Raw genomic sequence first — 18,674 nt, 5'->3', positions numbered from 1 at the left:
TTAGATTTATTATTTGCAATAATCTCTACTTTCTGCCTATTATTAGTGCTGCTTGCTTTAAAATATCATTTTCCATTCTTAATTGTTTTAATTCTTTTCTTAATTTAATTATTTCATTTTCTTCAACAGAACGATTATCTTTAGTTTTAAAACTACATGAATTAGTAAATTGCTTAATTCAATTGTAAGTAGCTGCTCTTGTAACATTATATTCTTTAACAAGGCAAGATACTGATTTGCCACTTTGATATAAAGCTACTATTTGTTTTTTAAATTCATCGGTATATGAGTTAATATTGGCCATAATTATAGTTCCTTTCTTTGTTCACTTGTCTATGTAATTAGTGTCCAATAAAGTGTAACCCATCCAACTTTCTAATGGTCGATTTTGTCATGCTTTAACATCATCAATAACATCATCAGTAATTTGACTAATAACACTTTCACTAATATCAGCACCATGATATAACTCTTGCAACTGCATTCTAATGTCAGATAATGTCATTCCTTTTGCATACAAGGAAAGAACTTGTTGATCAAAACCATCAAATCTTCTTTGCCTTTTAGGAACTATTACAGGAGTAAAATTACTATTGCGATCTCTTGGTACATCAATTTCAATTTTACCTTGTTGAGTTATTAATTTTTTTGAACTTGTACCATTACGAGCATTTTCAGTAGTACTATGTTGATTTTTTTCATATCCTAAATAATTTTGCATTTCAGAATTCAACATTTTTTCAACTAATCTTTTTGTTAATTCTTTATATAAACCGCCAGGTTTAAAAACTGTTGTTAAATCTTCAGTATTTTCTAGTAATAAATCTACTGCTTTTGATATTGGATCATTATTATTAAAGTTATCTTTTTTAGCCATCTGTAACTCACTCTTTCTATTCATTTAATTATATTTACTAGAATTAATTAAACATAGTTATTTTTGTAAGTTACACAGATTACTAAACATTTCCGAACATAAGTTAAATCACTAACAATAACTTCATTTTTAACTCTATTATTAAATTTTCTATTAACAAGATTGGTTATTTGACTATCATTGACTTTATTATGATAATTTTTGAATGATAATTTAGTGTATTTTGATATTAAATTATGTTTATTCATAATTTCTTTAATTTTTCGTCTTGATAAATAAATTTCTTGGTTTTCTAGAATGACTTTTAATCTTCTAGTACCATAAACTTCTTTATTTTCTTTAAAAGCACTAATAACAGCTTCATCATAAATATTATTTTTGATTTTATTTTCTTTTTTCTTTAAATTAAAATAATATGTTGATTTAGAGATTTTTAAAAAATGACACATTGTGCGAATTTTATATTTAACTTTATTTTTGACAATAATTTCTATTTTCTGCCTATTATTAGTGCTGCTTGCTTTAAAATATCATTTTCCATTCTTAATTGTTTTAATTCTTTTCTTAATTTAATTAATTCATTTTCTTCAACAGAACGATTATCTTTAGTTTTAAAACTACCTGAATTAGTAAATTGCTTAATTCAATTGTAAGTAGCTGCTCTTGTAACATTATATTCTTTAGCAAGGCAAGATACTGATTTGCCACTTTGATATAAAGCTACTATTTGTTTTTTAAATTCATCGGTATATGAGTTAATATTGGCCATAATTATAGTTCCTTTCTTTGTTCACTTGTCTACGTAATTAGTGTCCAATAAAGTGTAACCCATCCAAGTTTCTACTGGTCAAAATACACTTGATTTTGTACAATATGCAAGCCCAGGTAGTGGTTATGCTTTCCCTACTATTCAACAAGGAAAAGTAACTTTAAATCGTACTTTAATGAGTGATATAGGAGTAAGATATAGTCATAGACAAAGTTATGGATTAGAATTATTAACAAGTTGTTATTATTATGGAAGACCAATAATTCAAGGTCAAGAACCAATACAACAAAATAATGAAGAAATATTTGAAAGTAAAGTATTTGCTTCAAGAAGATTATTTATTGCTGGTAATAATGAAAAATCTACAACTGATATTAAAAATAATGGTGGTTTAATTGCTGGTATAAATGATAAAATAACAACAAGTAGTCATCCAGAAACTACATTTTATAATATTATGGATGCAAAACATACTGGATTTACTAATTTTAAAAATTTTACAGAATGATTAAAAACTTCATTAAATTTTCAAGATAATTTATTTGTAACAAAAGATTTTAAAGGTATGTTATCTTTTGATAAAGATAAAGCAAGATTAAGTAATGGTACATCAGTAGGAGAAGCGAAATTCTTTTGAGATAGTGAATGAAATATAAATAATTTAACTGGTAATTATAATGTTGATATGTCAAGTAATTTTAAATATAAAGACCCAGAAAGTGGATTAATTATAGGAAGTCCAACTGTAGATTATAGTAAAATAAGTCAAAAATATATGTCAGCAATATTAAATTTTAATAGTGTAGTATTTTCACCATTAATACAAATGCCTTATGATAGTCAACAATGATTACCATTTGCATTAAGTGATATTCCTTTAATTGGTAAATTATTAAATGCTTTAACATTAGGTATATGAAGTAGTTGAGTTATTACTCAAAATGCTCAACAATATAAAAAAATGTTATATTTTAATGGTTTTATGAGTGCATTTTTTACAAGTAATTTAGAAAGTATTATTGGTAATGGTGGTTTAATTCCATTAAATGCATTTACAAATGATAATGATTTTACTATTGGTAAATTATTAGGTGCTAATGTTTCAACAACTGCTATGACTATGAAATTAAGTGATAGAGTATCAGTATATCCATGAGACCCTAATAGTGGTCAGAAATTAACTACAAAAGAACAAATATCAACTGTTGATTTATCACAAAAGAAAAATAATAAAGTTTATATTTTAGCAGAAGATACTGAATTTTTAGATATTGCTTCACCATTTACAAACGAAGATAAAGATTGTCAATGAAATCCTACAAGTAATGGAGTTATTGATGGTTCAAATTATGCTTATATTATTGATACAATTGTAACTCAATCATTACATCAAGGTGAAGAAAGACATACATTTTATAGTGATAATCCTTTTACTTATCAAGGTGATTATAATGAAATATCAGTTGCACAATTTCGTTATAATAATATGGGTTATTTAACTGGTAATGCTTTTAATTGAACAACTTTATATAAATTAAATCATGATGAATATTCTGAAAGTGAAGAAACAACATTTAGTTATCCAGCAAAAATATTACCACCAAGTCCACAAAATATAGCAAAAAATATAACAATTTTAAGTTCAAAGGAAGTATCTGCAAAATATATTAATCAAAATGTAAATTTAATTAGTTCTGAAATTACAGATAATTATTCTAATTGATATGGTAGTACTGAAATTGGTGATATAAATGAAAATGATTTAAAAATTTATTCTATTGATTTAAAATCATTATTAGACCCAACTTTATTAATTAATACTTTTAATGATTTAAAAAGATATTATAAATCAATAACTATTGAATATTATATAAATGCTGATTTAACTACTAATTTTGCTATACAAGGTTTTAATTACAATGCTTCATTTCAAAATCCAGATAATGTAACAACTACTAAAACAATTTTATTAAATGATTTATTATTTAATAATCATTTTTCAAGAATAATGAAAAATGATTTTATTCATAATAGTTGAGAAAGTCCACATGGCCGTGGTTATATTGCTTATGCTTATTCACAATCACAATGAACTTATGTATTTCAAAAAGCAAAATTTGAAATACAGTTTAATGGTCAAGGAACAAATTATAATAATGTATTAGATTACATTCCTTTATGTGGTATAAATTTTGATAATTCATCAAATAGTTTAATATGAAATATTGGTACTTCAACTTCTTATTTTGAGTTAGATTGTACACCAAATGAAATTGATAATAGAATTGGTAATATAAAAAATGGAAATAACAATTCTTTAATAATTAATAAAATTGTGTTAAATGCAAGATAAAAATTATTTTTTTTTATAATTTTTATAATAGATTAGATAAATTAGGTTATATTAATTATAATAAAAGGGGTATTTTCATATGAAACATATTTTAAACTTATTAAGTATTATTAAATTAACAACAATATCAGTGACAGTTACTACTGCTTGTGGCATTGAACAAGGTCTTCCACAAAATTTTACAGCAAAATTTGATAAAATTAGTAAATTTAATGTTATTATTATTAATATGTCAATTCCAGTAATGGATTTAAACCTTTATAAAAGTTATGTATTAGATAATGCCGGCTCTCTTAATGATTTTTATAATAAAGAATGATATATAAAAATTGAAATTAGCGGAACAATGTTTAGTAAATTTTTAAATGTATATGGATTAAATATGAATAATACCGAAAGTGAAATAAAAGATAAATTAAATAATACTATTGTTTCTAATGGTAATATTACTATTGTTAAATATGCACCTTATGTTAATTTTTATTATCTTAATGATTTTTCTGGTAAAGTCTAATCAAAATAATACTTCCCCATAATCTTAAATATTTAATGTTATAATGTACTGAGCTTACTTAGGTAAGTTACAGATGTTTTATTATTCTTCATTCTTATATAATTAGGTTGACATCTAATTAAAAAGTTACCTTATTGGTAACTTTTTTGTTATATTTTTAAATTTTAGTTATAATCTTGTAGAGAAATTTGAATTATATATTCCTGTACTTGTTGAAGGTTGTTCAATTATTTCTAAATTATTTATTTCATTTCTAATACTATCTTCAATGGATTTATTTTCTTTATCTTTAATAACACTATTTATTATTGAACAACTAGCAGAAGCCATTGTTAAAATAGGAGAAATTATAGAACCAACATTAGGAACAAATGCAGTCGCACCAGCACCTAAATTAGTTATATTAGCACTTCATTCTGAAATAGTAGTTAAATTTGAATAATTATAATTATTTTTTAATTTTTCAAATTTAATTTCAAGTTCATCTTTATTAATATGATTTATGAATTCATTGTTAATTTTAATTAAAATTTTCATATGATTTTCAATTTTATTTTTAGTTTCATTTAATTTTTTTATTTTTTCGTCTATATTTTCATTTTCTATTTTCTGAATTTCAATGTTATAATCATAATTATTTAATTCTTTAAAATTAATATAAATTTCATCACTAATAATTTCATCATTTTCATTTATTTTTTTGCAAGTTATTGACTTTAATTCTTTTTTACCTAGTTTTGGATGTTGAAAAATATTATTTAATTTTAATTTAATATAATTTTCATTTGTTTCTTGATTTAAATTATCTTTTATTAAAAAGTTTTCAATTTTTTGATAAATAACTTTAGTTGTATGATTATTTTCTTTTTTTAAGTTTAATTTTTTTATAATTTTTCTTCCTTTTTTTGAATGATTTAAAATTGGTTTTATAAAAGTTTTCAATTTATTTTATCCTTTCAATATTTAAATATTTTATAAGTTTATCTTATTACTTATAAGTCATTTTTTAATTTAGTCATAATTATTTTATAATATTTGCATTTTTTTTAGATTGTAATTGTTTTAATTTTAAATTAATTTTATTTTTAGTTTCATTTAATTTTTTTAATTGGTATTTTTTTTTACTAGATTTTTCTTTCTTTAAATAAATATTTTCTTTTTTTAATTTACTATTTTCTTGTTTTAAAATTCTATTTTCTTCTTCAAGTATTTTTTCAATTGAAAATTCATTATTAACTAATGGTGAAGGAAAAAAAGGACTAGGTGTTCTATGTTCTATACCTTGATTTTTAAGATTTTCCAAAATATCAATAAATTTTGGACTATTACTGGTAATACGTTCAATTTCTTTTAATTTACTATTTTCTTCTTTTATTTTTTTAATTTCTATATTAACTTCCACAAACTTGAATTCACTTTTTATTAATTTAGTTTGAATTTCATCGTTTTCACTTTTTAAGTTATTTATCATATTATGTCACATTCTATTTATATTTCTTTCAATTTCACTTTTTATTAATTTATGGCTTTTCTCCCTTTATGTACTATTTTAATTTTATCACATAAATGCTGAGAAAAGCCTATCTACGGACTTCTCCCCACATTTTTAAATCAAACATAGAATTACAGTTTCAAAACTAGGTATCTTGTTGAATTTATATGCAGCTTCTTTAGCATATAAATGAACATGATGTTTTGCAACTTTGATATGTGTTTTAAATGTTCTTCTTATATGTTTTCAAACTGATTCAATTTGGTTGGTATTTACACCAATTTTTGAAACATAGCCATCTTGATGGTTAACTGTTTCATGCTTAGTGAAAACTGATTTAAAATCGCAATATCCTTTTCAAGAATCAGTATATACAAGACATTTTGAAGAAATGTGGTTTTTTGCAAACTGCAAAAGATTTTTACTCTTTGCGTTTTTCAATACTTTCACAATTAAATTATTGGTTGTTTTTTGATAAATGCCAACAATCAAGGTTTTATTCACCAAGGATCTTCCTTGTTTTTTAAAACCCATATGTGAAAGATACATTTCATCAATTTGCACTGTACCTTCAACAATAAATTGAGGTTTTTGTTTTGCAATACGTGTTCTGATTTTATGAGTCATTATTCAAGCAGTTTTCAAAGTCACTCCCAATTCTTTTGCAATATCTGTTGATGGAATTCCATGTTTGGTGTTTATTCATCTAAAGATAAGATAAAACCAAGATGTTAAAGATGTTTGTGACCTTGAAAATATGGTGCCTGTGAGAATGCTAAATGTTTGATTACATTTTAAACATCTCATTCTTTTTAAATCAGAAGTATTCAAATTAAAATTAAAACACCTAATACATTTGTTTTCTTTCAAATTTGCTATATATGCAAGACATTGCTGTTCAGTTTGAAAAGCATTGTTGAATTCATTCAGTTTCATTATTCCCTCCACAAGTACATGTGGGGAGAAGTCCGTAATTTATTTTGTATTAATTTATTTTCTTCATCAAATATCATCGTCATATTCATATCCATTTTTGATAAATCAATATTATTAAAATCTTGATTAAATAAGAAATTAAAAGAGTTTTGTTCTTCATAATATAAAATATAAGCTCACATTTTTTTAATTTCTTTTTCATTTTGATTTATATTTTCATTTTCTACTTGACCATAATAATCATCTAAATATTTATTTGTCATAATAAACATCTCTATATGTTTACAATAAATTTGCATTTGTTATAATAAACTCCTTTATTTTTTTTATTAAATTAATTTATTATTTTCTTAAAAGTAATGAGTTAAAAATTACATTTACATTAAGTTTTATGATTTTATTTTACACGATTATTTTTTTTATACTTATTTAAACTTTTTTATCTTTATAAGATTCTCTTATTTCTTTTATTTTATTTTTAAATTGTTTTTTTATGAAAATAACACATATTAAAAAATTGCTCTGTACTACTTTCTATATTTAAAGTTTTTAAAGTAACTAATACTTTACTATTACAATCTTTAACAATACATTTAAGTAATACTTTTTCTTTTTTTTGTTTTTGCATTATTTTACTTCCTTTTTACAAGTACATAAATTAATTGATATTTCTAAGTTTTTTAATTTTTTTAATTTGCCTATATTTTCACTAAATTCTTGTATACTTTTCATTGCATAATAATCTGTTTCAAACTTACTCATTTTATTTCTCCTTATTTAAATAATATCAACCAATTAATAAACTATCAGCTTCATCATGATTTGATATTTTTATATTTCAACCTTGTTCATCTATTAAACTTTCTGTCATACTTATTGAAAATTCTTTACTTCAATTTTTATTTTTAAAATTAATACTTTGTAAATGATATTTTTTTATATATCATTTCTTTCATGAAGAAGGACTTATTAACATATCTTTTGTTAATAATTTATTAAATTGTCCAGCAATAAAACCTCTTAAATGTTCTTGTGTTTCATAACCAATACCATTTTTACTATGAAAAGTACCACGTTCAATAATTATATTCATATTATCAAAATCTCCAATTTCACCAATCATAAATAATTCAAATATTATTTGTTCATCAAATGTTCGATTAATATTTTTAAATTTTTCAAAACTATAACTTTTAATTCATATTGGTGTTCATAGTTTTAATTCAATACAATTATTATTTTCACAATCTATTACATGACATCTTTTTTCTCATAAAGTAAATCCAGTATTTTTTATACTTGGGTCAATTGAAAGTAAATAATTATTCATTATTTTTTCTACTTATTTTTATTTAAATTCATAACTAATATTTCTAAACAATTCATACATCAATAATTTGTTAATCAAATTCTTTTATTACAATATTTACATTTATTCATAATTTCTATACTCATTTTTATTATTAGTTTTTATATTTTTAAATCTTTCACGAATTTCTTTAAATTTATCAAATAAAGTTTTTAAATAATTTTCACCCATTAATATTAAAAAATCTTTACTATTATTTGGATTTAATCTTTCCATATCTTCTCTGATACATTCATCAAATAAAACTGTATTTGTAATCATATATTTTTCAAAATAATCTAATTGTTTTTCACTTGGTTCTCATTTTTCATTTTGTATTTTTACATTATTATTAATATAATTATTTTGTTGTTTATTTTTAATATCTAAATTAACATTATCATTATCTGGGTCAAGTTCATCTTCACTTAATAACAATAAATTCATTAAAAAATATCTATAAGCATAAGTTTCTGCACTACCTTTTGCTTTTGCTACATCTTTATTTTTAGCACAAGCAAGTATATCAAAATATTTAATTTCTTTATCATTATCTAAATCAATAATTGTATATCTTTTAAAATATGTTATTTCTACTTCTTTAGTCTCTAAATAATTTATTTTTCTATCAGTTGTTAATATATCTTCATGTAAAATCACAATATTTAATTCTTTACATAATAATTTAAATTTATTAAAAATATCACTTAATAATCAATATTTATAATTACCATGAGTATTAAAACCATTTTTAGGTGTACTACCAATTTCTAATTGTAATTTAAGTATTTTTTTATATAAATTATTCATTATAATCACTCTTTCTATTTATTTCATTTTTAATTAAACTTCTTATAAATCCATTAATTTTCATATTTTTTTCTTCACAAATTTCTTTTAATTTTTCATAATTTTTTTCAGTAAATCTTAAATGAATAATAATTTGTTTAGTCATTAAATCTTCTGGTTTCTTTTTAGGAGTTGCTACCATATTTATTCATCTCCTTTAACCTTTAATAATTTTTTTATAATCAATAATTGCTTGTTCTAATTTGTTTACATCTTCATATGTAAAATAATCATTCCTAATGTTTAATTCATAATCAGCATCAATGTTAAGTTCTAAATCTTCATATTTGTCATTAAATTCTTCTTGTAATTCTTCAAATTTTTCTATTAATTTTCTTGCATTTTCTAATTCTAATCTATTCATATTTACACTCCTTTAAAATTTTCTAATTGTAATTCATTAATATAATATTCATATAAAGAATCTCAATTATTTGATGTTAAATACATATCTTCTTCAATCATTTCATCTATACATTTATTACAATAATAATTATTATCTAATTCACTAATTCAAATATATTTTTCATTATGAATATTACATTTCATTTTTTTCACCTATTAATTTATAAAAACATTTATTACAAGTTCTATTTGCAAATGATGAATTTTTATTACATATATCACATGAACCAAATATTTTTTCAATTTCTTCATATTTTAAATATATTCTTTTATCTTCTTTTAAATTAATCATTTATATTAACTCCTTTAATTAAGAATATTTAGAAGCAATAATTATTAATGTTAAAATCATAATAATTATTCAAATTGTTAAAAATACAATTCTACTTTTTCATGATTTTTTATAAAATTCTTTTTGTTCTTCAATTAATTCAATTTGTTCTTTTAATAATTTATTTTGTAATTCTTTATTATCTTCTTGTATTTCTAAATTATCTATTTCTTCCATTTTTAATCTCTTTCTATAATTTTTAATATTTCTTGTATTTCAATATATTTTTTATTTTTAAGTAATTTTTCATTACATAAATTTTTAATTAATTCAATTTTTTCAATATTTAATAACATATTAATTTCCTTTAATACTTTAAATAAAATATTTTTTAATTATGAGTATTTATATCTTTCATTGGTGTAACAATATAATTTATTGCTAAATCATTATCATTATATGGATTATTTATTTTAAAACTTTTCATATCTTGTTCTCATGTAATGTTATATTTAAAACATTCTTGATTTTTATCATTTGTAAAAATATAATAACCATTATATTGTTCATAAAATTCACAAGATATTAATTCATTTTCATTTGTAGTAATATCTGAAATATTTTTAATATATTTTAAAATATCACTACCTTTAATACTTTCAATATCTTTTGTAATTGATTTTTTACCTAATTTATAATTAAAATCTTCAATTATTTTTAATGTTATTTTTTTATTATTTTGATTAATAGTAGTATCTTTAATTGGAAATCATGTTTCATATTCACCAATTTCTAATAACATACCTTTAGTTGTTTCTCTAACTTTATTTTTAATATCTAAATTAACATTAATCATTACGAATCCTTTCTACGTATAAGCCTTATCACCTACAGTGATAAAAGGCTTATATACTACTAACTAAATACTTCTACTACTCTACGTAAGGCTTATGCTACTGTAAGTAGCAAAGCCTTGGAGGGTAGGGGTTCTAGGGGGAGGGAACCAAAATTTCTGAAATTTTCAAAGAGCATGACAAAAATTACTATTGGAATATTCCAGCACAATAGCCTAAATAATTTTTTATTTAGTTATGGAATAATTAATTACTTTAATAAAGTGCTGGTTTAATAAAATAATTAACGGACTTCTCCCCACATGTACTTGTGGAGGGAATAATGAAACTGAATGAATTCAACAATGCTTTTCAAACTGAACAGCAATGTCTTGCATATATAGCAAATTTGAAAGAAAACAAATGTATTAGGTGTTTTAGTTTTAATTTGAATACTTCTGATTTAAAAAGAATGAGATGTTTAAAATGTAATCAAACATTTAGCATTCTCACAGGCACCATATTTTCAAGGTCACAAACATCTTTAACATCTTGGTTTTATCTTATCTTTAGATGAATAAACACCAAACATGGAATTCCATCAACAGATATTGCAAAAGAATTGGGAGTGACTTTGAAAACTGCTTGAAGAATGACTCATAAAATCAGAACACGTATTGCAAAACAAAAACCTCAATTTATTGTTGAAGGTACAGTGCAAATTGATGAAATGTATCTTTCACATATGGGTTTTAAAAAACAAGGAAGATCCTTGGTGAATAAAACCTTGATTGTTGGCATTTATCAAAAAACAACCAATAATTTAATTGTGAAAGTATTGAAAAACGCAAAGAGTAAAAATCTTTTGCAGTTTGCAAAAAACCACATTTCTTCAAAATGTCTTGTATATACTGATTCTTGAAAAGGATATTGCGATTTTAAATCAGTTTTCACTAAGCATGAAACAGTTAACCATCAAGATGGCTATGTTTCAAAAATTGGTGTAAATACCAACCAAATTGAATCAGTTTGAAAAAATATAAGAAGAACATTTAAAACACATATCAAAGTTGCAAAACATCATGTTCATTTATATGCTAAAGAAGCTGCATATAAATTCAACAAGATACCTAGTTTTGAAACTGTAATTCTATGTTTGATTTAAAAATGTGGGGAGAAGTCCGTAGATAGGCTTTTCTCAGCATTTATGTGATAAAACTAAAATAGTACATAAAGGGAGAAAAGCCTTAATTTTTTTGAACTTGTACCATTACGAGCATTTTCAGTAGTACTATGTTGATTTTTTTCATATCCTAAATAATTTTGCATTTCAGAATTCAACATTTTTTCAACTAATCTTTTTGTTAATTCTTTATATAAACCGCCAGGTTTAAAAACTGTTGTTAAATCTTCAGTATTTTCTAGTAATAAATCTACTGCTTTTGATATTGGATCATTATTATTAAAGTTATCTTTTTTAGCCATCTGTAACTCACTCTTTCTAGTCATTTAATTATATTTACTAGAATTAATTAAACATAGTTATTTTTGTAAGTTACACAGATTACTAAACATTTCCATGGTTATTGAATTAGTATTTATTTTAAGTAATGTGATTTTTGCAATAACTTGATACTTTGCTTATTACTATAAAAAGTATAAAATTCGTTTAAAAACAAATCCTAATTTACAAGTAGAATTGAATAGTGAATTTACTTTTAATTTAGAACATCAAGCAAAATTAGCAAAATGTAATAGTTAATAAAAAAATAAGTTACTCTATAGAGTAACTTATTTTTTTATTAAATTAGTTTTTTTATATTTGTTGTTTATTTCTTCTTTTAAATTATTAATTATTTTGTATTCTTGTTCTCAATTTATTTTTATTTGATTTTTTTCTTCAAGTGTTTTCTTAAATTCATGTTGATGTTTATTTATTCATTCATTAACTTTTTGCATTTTTTCTCCTTATTAAAATGAAAAGGTATTTATTTAAAATAATTAAACTTATATTAAGTTTATAAATAATTATACTATAAGAAATTAAAAAGATTAGAAATTTTATAGTTAAATTTTTGTTTTTTATTTTATAAAAAATTTTTTAAATGTGATAAATCTATTTCTTTTTCATAAAGATTTTGAATACCAATTTTATATTTATTTAAAATTTAACTAAGATTATCAATTTTTTGTTGTGTATCTAAGCGAATTAAGATTTCATTTAAATCTTTAAGATATTTAAATTGATATTGATATTTTGTTAATATAGTGGCTGTTAATGGTAAATTGTTAGTAGTCAAAATAAAAATTTTGCCAACATCAAATTTTGCTATTGGTCCACTATAAAGCATTTTTCCCAAATCAATAATAGTACAATCATCAATAATATCTTTAACCTCGTTAATCATATGAGTTGTTAAGAAAATAGTTTTACCTTCTGCTTTTAATCTTTTTAATACATTTGTAAAATATTTTCGTGACTCTGAATCTAAGTTTGCACCAGGTTCATCAAGAATTACTAGTTCTGGATCATGTGCTAAGGCTTGGATTAGCATAATTCTATTTTTCATTCCTGAAGAGAAAGAATTTAAACCCTTATTACGATGTTCTCGTAAATTAAAATTATTTAATAATTTTTGTAAATTAACTTCTAGAGCACTATCGGTAATAGTGGTTGTTTGTCCTAAATATTTTAGAAAATTATAAGCTGTTAAACCTTGTGGAAAGTTTTCTAAATTTAAGGAATAACCTAAACTTAATTTTGATTTTGCACTTCCTGCTTTGTAATCATTAATCTTAATTGTACCACTGTATCTGTTACTAGGCATTGCACCAATGATAGACTTTAATAAAACAGATTTTCCGCTACCAGATTGACCAACCAAAGCATGAATAGTTCCTTTAAATACAGTAAAATTTATATTACTAATATTAAACTTTTTAAATTTTTTGTTATAGTTTCTGACACTAATCATAATGTCTTCTGTAGTTCCCATAATAAGTTTTCTCCTAACTAACAATTTTTCGATTATACATTAAATAAGAAAGTAATAATAAAAAGATAGAAAATCCACAATATATTTCAAGAACTGATTGATTATTTTGAAAATAATCAATGTTATCAGTTTTTATTTTTTTATTATTTAGTGTTAGTTTAAAATCATGATAACTAAATAAAGTATTTTTTTGTGTATCAAAATCGATACTAGATGTTGCATAAGGTTCAAATCAAAAATCACCATAGTAGTCCATAAAATAAGTTCAAATTTGATTTCAATGTTCAATAAAATTTATTGCATTGATAAATTGATAACTATTTGCAATACTAATGTAATTTTTATAATTTTTATCATTAGTAACAGAATTATTAGTAATCTGACGATAAGTATGAATTTGATTATAAATATATTCTTCGGTTGTTCTAACTAAAAAATAAACAGGATTATAAAAAAATTTATTAAATTCATTACGAAAATCAAATTTATATGCATATGTATCAATAAAAATATTTTTAATTTCCTTGGGTGATAGTGGAACGGGTTTTTCTAATATTGGACCTGTAATTTGTATATAAGTATTATTAATATCAGTATCGTATGTTAATAGTGAAGGTGCTTTACCACTTTGCAGATCCATAAATGAATCAATATTATACTTTTTATCATAATGGATGGGTTACACTTTATTGGACACTAATTACGTAGACAAGTGAACAAAGAAAGGAACTATAATTATGGCCAATATTAACTCATATACCGATGAATTTAAAAAACAAATAGTAGCTTTATATCAAAGTGGCAAATCAGTATCTTGCCTTGTTAAAGAATATAATGTTACAAGAGCAGCTACTTACAATTGAATTAAGCAATTTACTAATTAAGGTAGTTTTAAAACTAAAGATAATCGTTCTGTTGAAGAAAATGAATTAATTAACGGACTTCTCCCCACATGTACTTGTGGAGGGAATAATGAAACTGAATGAATTCAACAATGCTTTTCAAAATGAACAGCAATGTCTTGCATATATAGCAAATTTGAAAGAAAACAAATGTATTAGGTGTTTTAATTTTAGGCTTTTCTCAGCATTTATGTGATAAAATTAAAATAGTACATAAAGGGAGAAAAGCCTTAATTAAATTAAGAAAATAATTAAAACAATTAAGAATGGAAAATGATATTTTAAAGCAAGCAGCACTAATAATAGGCAGAAAGTAGAGATTATTGCAAATAATAAATCTAAATATAAAATTCGCACAATGTGTCATTTTTTAAAAATCTCTAAATCAACATATTATTTTAATTTAAAGAAAAAAGAAAATAAAATCAAAAATAATATTTATGAACAAGCTGTTATTAGTGCTTTTAAAAAAAATAAAGAAGTTTATGGTACTAGAAGATTAAAAGTCATTCTAGAAAACCAAGAAATTTATTTATCAAGACGAAAAATTAAAGAAATTATGAATAAACATAATTTAATATCAAAATACACTAAATTATCATTCAAAAATTATCATAATAAAGTCAATGATAGTCAAATAACCAATCTTGTTAATAGAAACTTTAATAATAGAGTTAAAAATGAAGTTATTGTTAGTGATTTAACTTATGTTCAAGTAAATGGTAAGTGAAACTATATTTGTTTATTAATTGACCTATTTAACCGCGAAATAATTGGACATAGTGTAGGTACTAAAAAAGATGCATCATTAGTATATCAAGCATTTATGCACTCAAATCGCTGTTTAAAAGATATTCAAATATTTCATAGTGATCGCGGTAATGAATTTAATAATAAAATTATTGATAAACTTTTACTAGCATTCAATATTAATCGCTCTTTAAGCAAAAAAGGTTGTCCTTATGATAACGCTGTTGCTGAAGCAACCTTTAAAACTTTCAAAACCGAATTTATTAATGATAAAAATTTTACATCATTAATCCAATTAAAATTATAATTATTTGATTACATCAATTGATATAACAACATAAGAATTCACGGCACTTTAAACTACTTAACTCCAGTTAATTATCAAAAACAAATGTCTACCAAAAAATAGTCCTAAAAAGGGTTACCATTCCACTACTTAACTCCAGTTAATTATCAAAAACAAATGTCTACCAAAAAATAGTCCTAAAAAGGGTTGCCATTCCAATAAAAATAATAAAATGAAATATTTATAATGCAAAAATACCTTTTACTACTAATTTTAGTAAAAAAAGATATAATTAGTCCTTATTATTCAATTAAAATTTAATTAAAATTTTTAATTTATTATAAACTTTTAAAATTTTTTTCATTTTAATTGAAAGAAAACTAATTGAATTATTAATCAATAAAAAATAAAAAAAGGTTTTAAAACCTTTTTTAATTCCTTACGGAAGTAAGGCATACTTTTTATAGAGTGAAATCAGAATTCTAGTCAAATTATACACAAAAGTAATAATAATGTTTCAATTTTATTTTTGTTTTCTTTTTTCTAATCAATTTTTAACTGCATGATGTTTTATTAAATGTAAAAGAACAAAAGTAACCTTACCCCTAGTCCCTTATATTCAAAATTAAAACATCGCTAAAAACAGCAAATATGAGTGTTTTAAGACTATATAGTAAAATTACATAACATAATCATATTTTTTCTTTAACTTTTTAAAAGTTGTAATATTAAACTTAGATTTAGATTTTATAAAAATAATTTTAAGGGGTAGTATTATTATGAAAAAAAATATTGCAAATATTTTTGTTTTAGCAACACTGTTAGGTACAACTCCACAAATTAGTATCTTAACAACAGCAAATACTAAACTACACAATGAAAACAATTTACAAAAATGAATATCAACACCAGAAGATTTTGAATATATAGAAAAATATTTTAATTTTAAAACTGAACAAGAAAAACAAGAATTAAAAGAAAATTTATTAACTGCTATTGGTTTAAAAAATGATGTAGTTGTATTTGATAAAACAAAATTAAATAAAAAAAAATGAGATTTAAAAATTTATCAAATTATTACTAGTGATGAGTATTTAAAAACTTTAAACTGACTTTATAAAAACAAAATGCTAACTTTTGATGAACAAGAAAAAGCACATTTTAATTTCCCAAAAATAAAAAATCTAAAAATTGATGGAATTTGATATGAAACATATTGATACTGATTTGGTTGAGCAAAATTGCATTTAAGTTCAAATAAAATTGAAGCATTTACTGATTTTGGAGAATCAACCACAGAAATTGCTGAGCAAATCATAGAAGCAGCACCTTATTTAGTACCCGTAGCACTAATTATTGCTAGCGTAATAACGACAAATGCAGCTATATTAAAATCTTATGATTATGGAAATGGTGCTTGGTTAGGTTTACTTTGATTTATACCAGATATGGGTTTTGGAAGTAATTAAGGGTGATTTAAGTGTTTAAAAGTCTATGAAAATATTTTAAAAATGATCCGTGTTGAAAAAATATAATGAAAATATGTGTTATTTATTCTTGTATCGGTATTCTTACTTTTTGATTATGTTTTGCATTAATGTTGATAAGTAAATTAAATAATGCAGATAAAAAATTTATTTCATATTCCATTTATGTTTTTGAAGCAGTTATTATTTCATATAGTTTAAGTATTTTTGTAATTAATAGTAATGAAATTCAACAACAAAAATATCGATTTTTATGATTATTTTTGTATTTTTTAGCATTAAATTCTTTTGGAATAATTAGTATTTTATTACTAATGAAAAAACAAAAAAACAAAAAAAATGATGTTGTAGCAATAAAAGAAACATCACAAATGATTAAAGTTGAAAAATGATTTATGTTATGAGCAATATATACATCAATTGCTATGATGATTTGTATTGTGACTATTCCATTATCAATCATAAATTTAATTAACATCAAAAAAAACTGAAAAAAAAAAGAAATTGATATTAAAGAACTAAAAAAAAATGCTTATTTTAGTAGTGACTGAACTTTAATACTTGCAAGCAAATTCGCTTTTTAAAAAAACTATAAAAACACTCAAGTTTGAGTGTTTTTATGGCTTTTCTCCCTTTATGTACTATTTTAATTTTATCACATAAATGCTGAGAAAAGCCTATCTACGGACTTCTCCCCACATTTTTAAATCAAAAATAGAATTACAGTTTCAAAACTAGGTATCTTGTTGAATTTATATGCAGCTTCTTTAGCATATAAATGAACATGATGTTTTGCAACTTTGATATGTGTTTTAAATGTTCTTCTTATATGTTTTCAAACTGATTCAATTTGGTTGGTATTTACACCAATTTTTGAAACATAGCCATCTTGATGGTTAACTGTTTCATGCTTAGTGAAAACTGATTTAAAATCGCAATATCCTTTTCAAGAATCAGTATATACAAGACATTTTGAAGAAATGTGGTTTTTTGCAAACTGCAAAAGATTTTTACTCTTTGCGTTTTTCAATACTTTCACAATTAAATTATTGGTTGTTTTTTGATAAATGCCAACAATCAAGGTTTTATTCACCAAGGATCTTCCTTGTTTTTTAAAACCCATATGTGAAAGATACATTTCATCAATTTGCACTGTACCTTCAACAATAAATTGAGGTTTTTGTTTTGCAATACGTGTTCTGATTTTATGAGTCATTCTTCAAGCAGTTTTCAAAGTCACTCCCAATTCTTTTGCAATATCTGTTGATGGAATTCCATGTTTGGTGTTTATTCATCTAAAGATAAGATAAAACCAAGATGTTAAAGATGTTTGTGACCTTGAAAATATGGTGCCTGTGAGAATGCTAAATGTTTGATTACATTTTAAACATCTCATTCTTTTTAAATCAGAAGTATTCAAATTAAAATTAAAACACCTAATACATTTGTTTTCTTTCAAATTTGCTATATATGCAAGACATTGCTGTTCAGTTTGAAAAGCATTTTTGAATTCATTCAGTTTCATTATTCCCTCCACAAGTACATGTGGGGAGAAGTCCGTTTTTGAATTTATGTTTATTTAAATTTTATATTCATTTTTTATAAT

At 22.6% G+C, this 18,674-nt stretch carries 33 protein-coding genes and 1 pseudogene; 10 read left to right on the top strand and 24 right to left on the bottom strand.

What is annotated here, in order from left to right:
* Positions 1–25 precede the first annotated feature (25 nt).
* From AACL02_RS00910 to AACL02_RS00900, 3 genes are read right to left on the bottom strand one after another with little or no spacing between them, the layout of a single operon-like run.
* On the bottom strand, positions 26–877 hold the full coding sequence (locus AACL02_RS00910; protein WP_422397831.1) for a transposase: 852 nt from the start codon (positions 875–877) through the stop codon (positions 26–28).
* A 47-nt stretch (positions 878–924) separates the two neighbouring features.
* The gene (locus tag AACL02_RS00905; RefSeq protein WP_339042181.1) at positions 925–1,326 is read right to left on the bottom strand and encodes an IS3 family transposase; all 402 of its coding nucleotides are present in this window, start codon (positions 1,324–1,326) and stop codon (positions 925–927) included.
* A gap of 41 nt (positions 1,327–1,367) precedes the next feature.
* On the bottom strand, positions 1,368–1,646 hold the full coding sequence (locus AACL02_RS00900) for a transposase (RefSeq protein ID WP_339040199.1): 279 nt from the start codon (positions 1,644–1,646) through the stop codon (positions 1,368–1,370).
* 175 nt (positions 1,647–1,821) lie between these two features.
* Between AACL02_RS00900 and AACL02_RS00895 the strand changes: the two genes are divergently transcribed.
* A complete protein-coding gene (locus AACL02_RS00895) occupies positions 1,822–3,999 on the top strand; it encodes a hypothetical protein (RefSeq protein ID WP_339042179.1) in 2,178 nt (725 codons plus the stop codon).
* 79 nt (positions 4,000–4,078) lie between these two features.
* Entirely contained in the window at positions 4,079–4,513 is a 435-nt protein-coding gene (locus AACL02_RS00890) for a hypothetical protein (protein WP_339042177.1), read from the top strand.
* Between the two features lie 168 nt (positions 4,514–4,681).
* On the opposite strand, the gene AACL02_RS00885 is transcribed toward AACL02_RS00890, so the two are convergent.
* The 15 genes from AACL02_RS00885 to AACL02_RS00815 all read right to left on the bottom strand — a co-directional run bounded on the left by AACL02_RS00885 (position 4,682) and on the right by AACL02_RS00815 (position 11,045).
* Positions 4,682–5,455, bottom strand: a complete 774-nt coding sequence (locus AACL02_RS00885; protein WP_339042175.1) for a hypothetical protein — start codon at positions 5,453–5,455, stop codon at positions 4,682–4,684.
* A gap of 79 nt (positions 5,456–5,534) precedes the next feature.
* On the bottom strand, positions 5,535–5,984 hold the full coding sequence (locus AACL02_RS00880) for a hypothetical protein (protein ID WP_339042173.1): 450 nt from the start codon (positions 5,982–5,984) through the stop codon (positions 5,535–5,537).
* Positions 5,985–6,119: 135 nt separating this feature from the next.
* On the bottom strand, positions 6,120–6,632 hold the full coding sequence (locus AACL02_RS00875) for an IS1595 family transposase (protein ID WP_281749673.1): 513 nt from the start codon (positions 6,630–6,632) through the stop codon (positions 6,120–6,122).
* A 308-nt stretch (positions 6,633–6,940) separates the two neighbouring features.
* A complete protein-coding gene (locus tag AACL02_RS00870; protein ID WP_339042171.1) occupies positions 6,941–7,204 on the bottom strand; it encodes a hypothetical protein in 264 nt (87 codons plus the stop codon).
* Between the two features lie 215 nt (positions 7,205–7,419).
* Positions 7,420–7,569 carry a hypothetical protein gene (locus AACL02_RS00865; RefSeq protein WP_339042169.1) on the bottom strand — a complete coding sequence of 50 codons (150 nt, stop codon included), beginning with the start codon at positions 7,567–7,569 and terminating at the stop codon, positions 7,420–7,422.
* On the bottom strand, positions 7,569–7,703 hold the full coding sequence (locus AACL02_RS00860; RefSeq protein WP_339040950.1) for a hypothetical protein: 135 nt from the start codon (positions 7,701–7,703) through the stop codon (positions 7,569–7,571). Before AACL02_RS00860 ends, AACL02_RS00865 begins: the two co-directional genes overlap by 1 nt.
* Position 7,704: 1 nt before the next feature.
* The gene (locus AACL02_RS00855) at positions 7,705–8,271 is read right to left on the bottom strand and encodes a hypothetical protein (protein ID WP_339042167.1); all 567 of its coding nucleotides are present in this window, start codon (positions 8,269–8,271) and stop codon (positions 7,705–7,707) included.
* A 102-nt stretch (positions 8,272–8,373) separates the two neighbouring features.
* Positions 8,374–9,099 (bottom strand): ERF family protein, encoded by a 726-nt coding sequence (locus AACL02_RS00850; protein WP_339040946.1) that lies wholly within the window; start codon positions 9,097–9,099, stop codon positions 8,374–8,376.
* Positions 9,092–9,244 carry a hypothetical protein gene (locus AACL02_RS00845; protein ID WP_339042165.1) on the bottom strand — a complete coding sequence of 51 codons (153 nt, stop codon included), beginning with the start codon at positions 9,242–9,244 and terminating at the stop codon, positions 9,092–9,094. The genes AACL02_RS00850 and AACL02_RS00845 overlap by 8 nt, the downstream gene beginning before the upstream one ends.
* A 51-nt stretch (positions 9,245–9,295) precedes the next feature.
* Positions 9,296–9,502: a hypothetical protein gene (locus tag AACL02_RS00840; RefSeq protein WP_281748643.1), complete on the bottom strand. Its 207-nt coding sequence runs from the start codon at positions 9,500–9,502 to the stop codon at positions 9,296–9,298.
* A 2-nt stretch (positions 9,503–9,504) separates the two neighbouring features.
* Entirely contained in the window at positions 9,505–9,687 is a 183-nt protein-coding gene (locus AACL02_RS00835; protein ID WP_339040942.1) for a hypothetical protein, read from the bottom strand.
* Positions 9,677–9,835: a hypothetical protein gene (locus AACL02_RS00830; protein WP_339040940.1), complete on the bottom strand. Its 159-nt coding sequence runs from the start codon at positions 9,833–9,835 to the stop codon at positions 9,677–9,679. The genes AACL02_RS00835 and AACL02_RS00830 overlap by 11 nt, the downstream gene beginning before the upstream one ends.
* A gap of 18 nt (positions 9,836–9,853) precedes the next feature.
* Positions 9,854–10,051, bottom strand: a complete 198-nt coding sequence (locus tag AACL02_RS00825) for a hypothetical protein (RefSeq protein ID WP_174480508.1) — start codon at positions 10,049–10,051, stop codon at positions 9,854–9,856.
* A 154-nt stretch (positions 10,052–10,205) separates the two neighbouring features.
* Entirely contained in the window at positions 10,206–10,670 is a 465-nt protein-coding gene (locus AACL02_RS00820) for a hypothetical protein (protein WP_339042163.1), read from the bottom strand.
* 225 nt (positions 10,671–10,895) lie between these two features.
* Entirely contained in the window at positions 10,896–11,045 is a 150-nt protein-coding gene (locus tag AACL02_RS00815) for a hypothetical protein (RefSeq protein ID WP_339042161.1), read from the bottom strand.
* Between AACL02_RS00815 and AACL02_RS00810 the strand changes: the two genes are divergently transcribed.
* Complete coding sequence (locus AACL02_RS00810) at positions 10,991–11,812, top strand: IS1595 family transposase (protein WP_339042159.1); 822 nt, start codon at positions 10,991–10,993, stop codon at positions 11,810–11,812. The genes AACL02_RS00815 and AACL02_RS00810 overlap by 55 nt on opposite strands.
* An 83-nt stretch (positions 11,813–11,895) precedes the next feature.
* On the opposite strand, the pseudogene AACL02_RS00805 reads toward AACL02_RS00810, so the two are convergent.
* The 4 genes and pseudogenes from AACL02_RS00805 to AACL02_RS00790 all read right to left on the bottom strand — a co-directional run.
* A pseudogene (locus AACL02_RS00805) lies at positions 11,896–12,132 on the bottom strand (transposase); the annotation flags it as partial.
* Positions 12,133–12,438: 306 nt separating this feature from the next.
* Entirely contained in the window at positions 12,439–12,606 is a 168-nt protein-coding gene (locus tag AACL02_RS00800; protein ID WP_338973776.1) for a hypothetical protein, read from the bottom strand.
* A 209-nt stretch (positions 12,607–12,815) separates the two neighbouring features.
* The gene (locus AACL02_RS00795) at positions 12,816–13,643 is read right to left on the bottom strand and encodes an ABC transporter ATP-binding protein (protein ID WP_339042155.1); all 828 of its coding nucleotides are present in this window, start codon (positions 13,641–13,643) and stop codon (positions 12,816–12,818) included.
* A gap of 13 nt (positions 13,644–13,656) precedes the next feature.
* Positions 13,657–14,283: a hypothetical protein gene (locus AACL02_RS00790; protein WP_339042153.1), complete on the bottom strand. Its 627-nt coding sequence runs from the start codon at positions 14,281–14,283 to the stop codon at positions 13,657–13,659.
* A gap of 97 nt (positions 14,284–14,380) precedes the next feature.
* On the opposite strand from AACL02_RS00790, the gene AACL02_RS00785 reads away from it, so the two are divergent.
* Positions 14,381–14,527, top strand: coding sequence for a transposase (locus AACL02_RS00785; protein ID WP_339042151.1), 147 nt, complete (start codon positions 14,381–14,383; stop codon positions 14,525–14,527).
* Here the strand turns inward: AACL02_RS00785 and AACL02_RS00780 are convergent.
* A complete protein-coding gene (locus tag AACL02_RS00780) occupies positions 14,524–14,670 on the bottom strand; it encodes a hypothetical protein (protein WP_339042149.1) in 147 nt (48 codons plus the stop codon). The genes AACL02_RS00785 and AACL02_RS00780 overlap by 4 nt on opposite strands.
* Here AACL02_RS00780 and AACL02_RS00775 point away from each other — a divergent pair.
* The 5 genes from AACL02_RS00775 to AACL02_RS00760 all read left to right on the top strand — a co-directional run bounded on the left by AACL02_RS00775 (position 14,616) and on the right by AACL02_RS00760 (position 17,652).
* A complete protein-coding gene (locus tag AACL02_RS00775; protein WP_339042147.1) occupies positions 14,616–14,744 on the top strand; it encodes a hypothetical protein in 129 nt (42 codons plus the stop codon). The genes AACL02_RS00780 and AACL02_RS00775 overlap by 55 nt on opposite strands.
* A gap of 39 nt (positions 14,745–14,783) precedes the next feature.
* The gene (locus tag AACL02_RS00770; RefSeq protein WP_339043462.1) at positions 14,784–15,602 is read left to right on the top strand and encodes an IS3 family transposase; all 819 of its coding nucleotides are present in this window, start codon (positions 14,784–14,786) and stop codon (positions 15,600–15,602) included.
* Positions 15,603–15,704: an IS3 family transposase gene (locus AACL02_RS12405; RefSeq protein WP_422397830.1), complete on the top strand. Its 102-nt coding sequence runs from the start codon at positions 15,603–15,605 to the stop codon at positions 15,702–15,704.
* 656 nt (positions 15,705–16,360) lie between these two features.
* Positions 16,361–17,050: a hypothetical protein gene (locus AACL02_RS00765; RefSeq protein ID WP_339042145.1), complete on the top strand. Its 690-nt coding sequence runs from the start codon at positions 16,361–16,363 to the stop codon at positions 17,048–17,050.
* Between the two features lie 128 nt (positions 17,051–17,178).
* Positions 17,179–17,652 carry a hypothetical protein gene (locus AACL02_RS00760; protein ID WP_339042143.1) on the top strand — a complete coding sequence of 158 codons (474 nt, stop codon included), beginning with the start codon at positions 17,179–17,181 and terminating at the stop codon, positions 17,650–17,652.
* A gap of 119 nt (positions 17,653–17,771) precedes the next feature.
* Here AACL02_RS00760 and AACL02_RS00755 read toward each other — a convergent pair whose 3' ends face one another.
* Positions 17,772–18,593 carry an IS1595 family transposase gene (locus tag AACL02_RS00755; RefSeq protein ID WP_339042141.1) on the bottom strand — a complete coding sequence of 274 codons (822 nt, stop codon included), beginning with the start codon at positions 18,591–18,593 and terminating at the stop codon, positions 17,772–17,774.
* Here AACL02_RS00755 and AACL02_RS00750 point away from each other — a divergent pair.
* Positions 18,539–18,673 (top strand): hypothetical protein, encoded by a 135-nt coding sequence (locus tag AACL02_RS00750; RefSeq protein WP_339042139.1) that lies wholly within the window; start codon positions 18,539–18,541, stop codon positions 18,671–18,673. The genes AACL02_RS00755 and AACL02_RS00750 overlap by 55 nt on opposite strands.
* Position 18,674 lies beyond the last annotated feature (1 nt).

It is taken from the genome of Spiroplasma endosymbiont of Apeira syringaria (assembly GCF_964020205.1).
Taxonomy (GTDB): Bacteria; Bacillota_I; Bacilli_A; order Mycoplasmatales; family VBWQ01; genus Spiroplasma_E; species Spiroplasma_E ixodetis_A.
The sequence above is the reverse complement of the archived record's forward strand: the minus strand, read 5'-3'. Positions and strand labels throughout refer to the sequence as shown.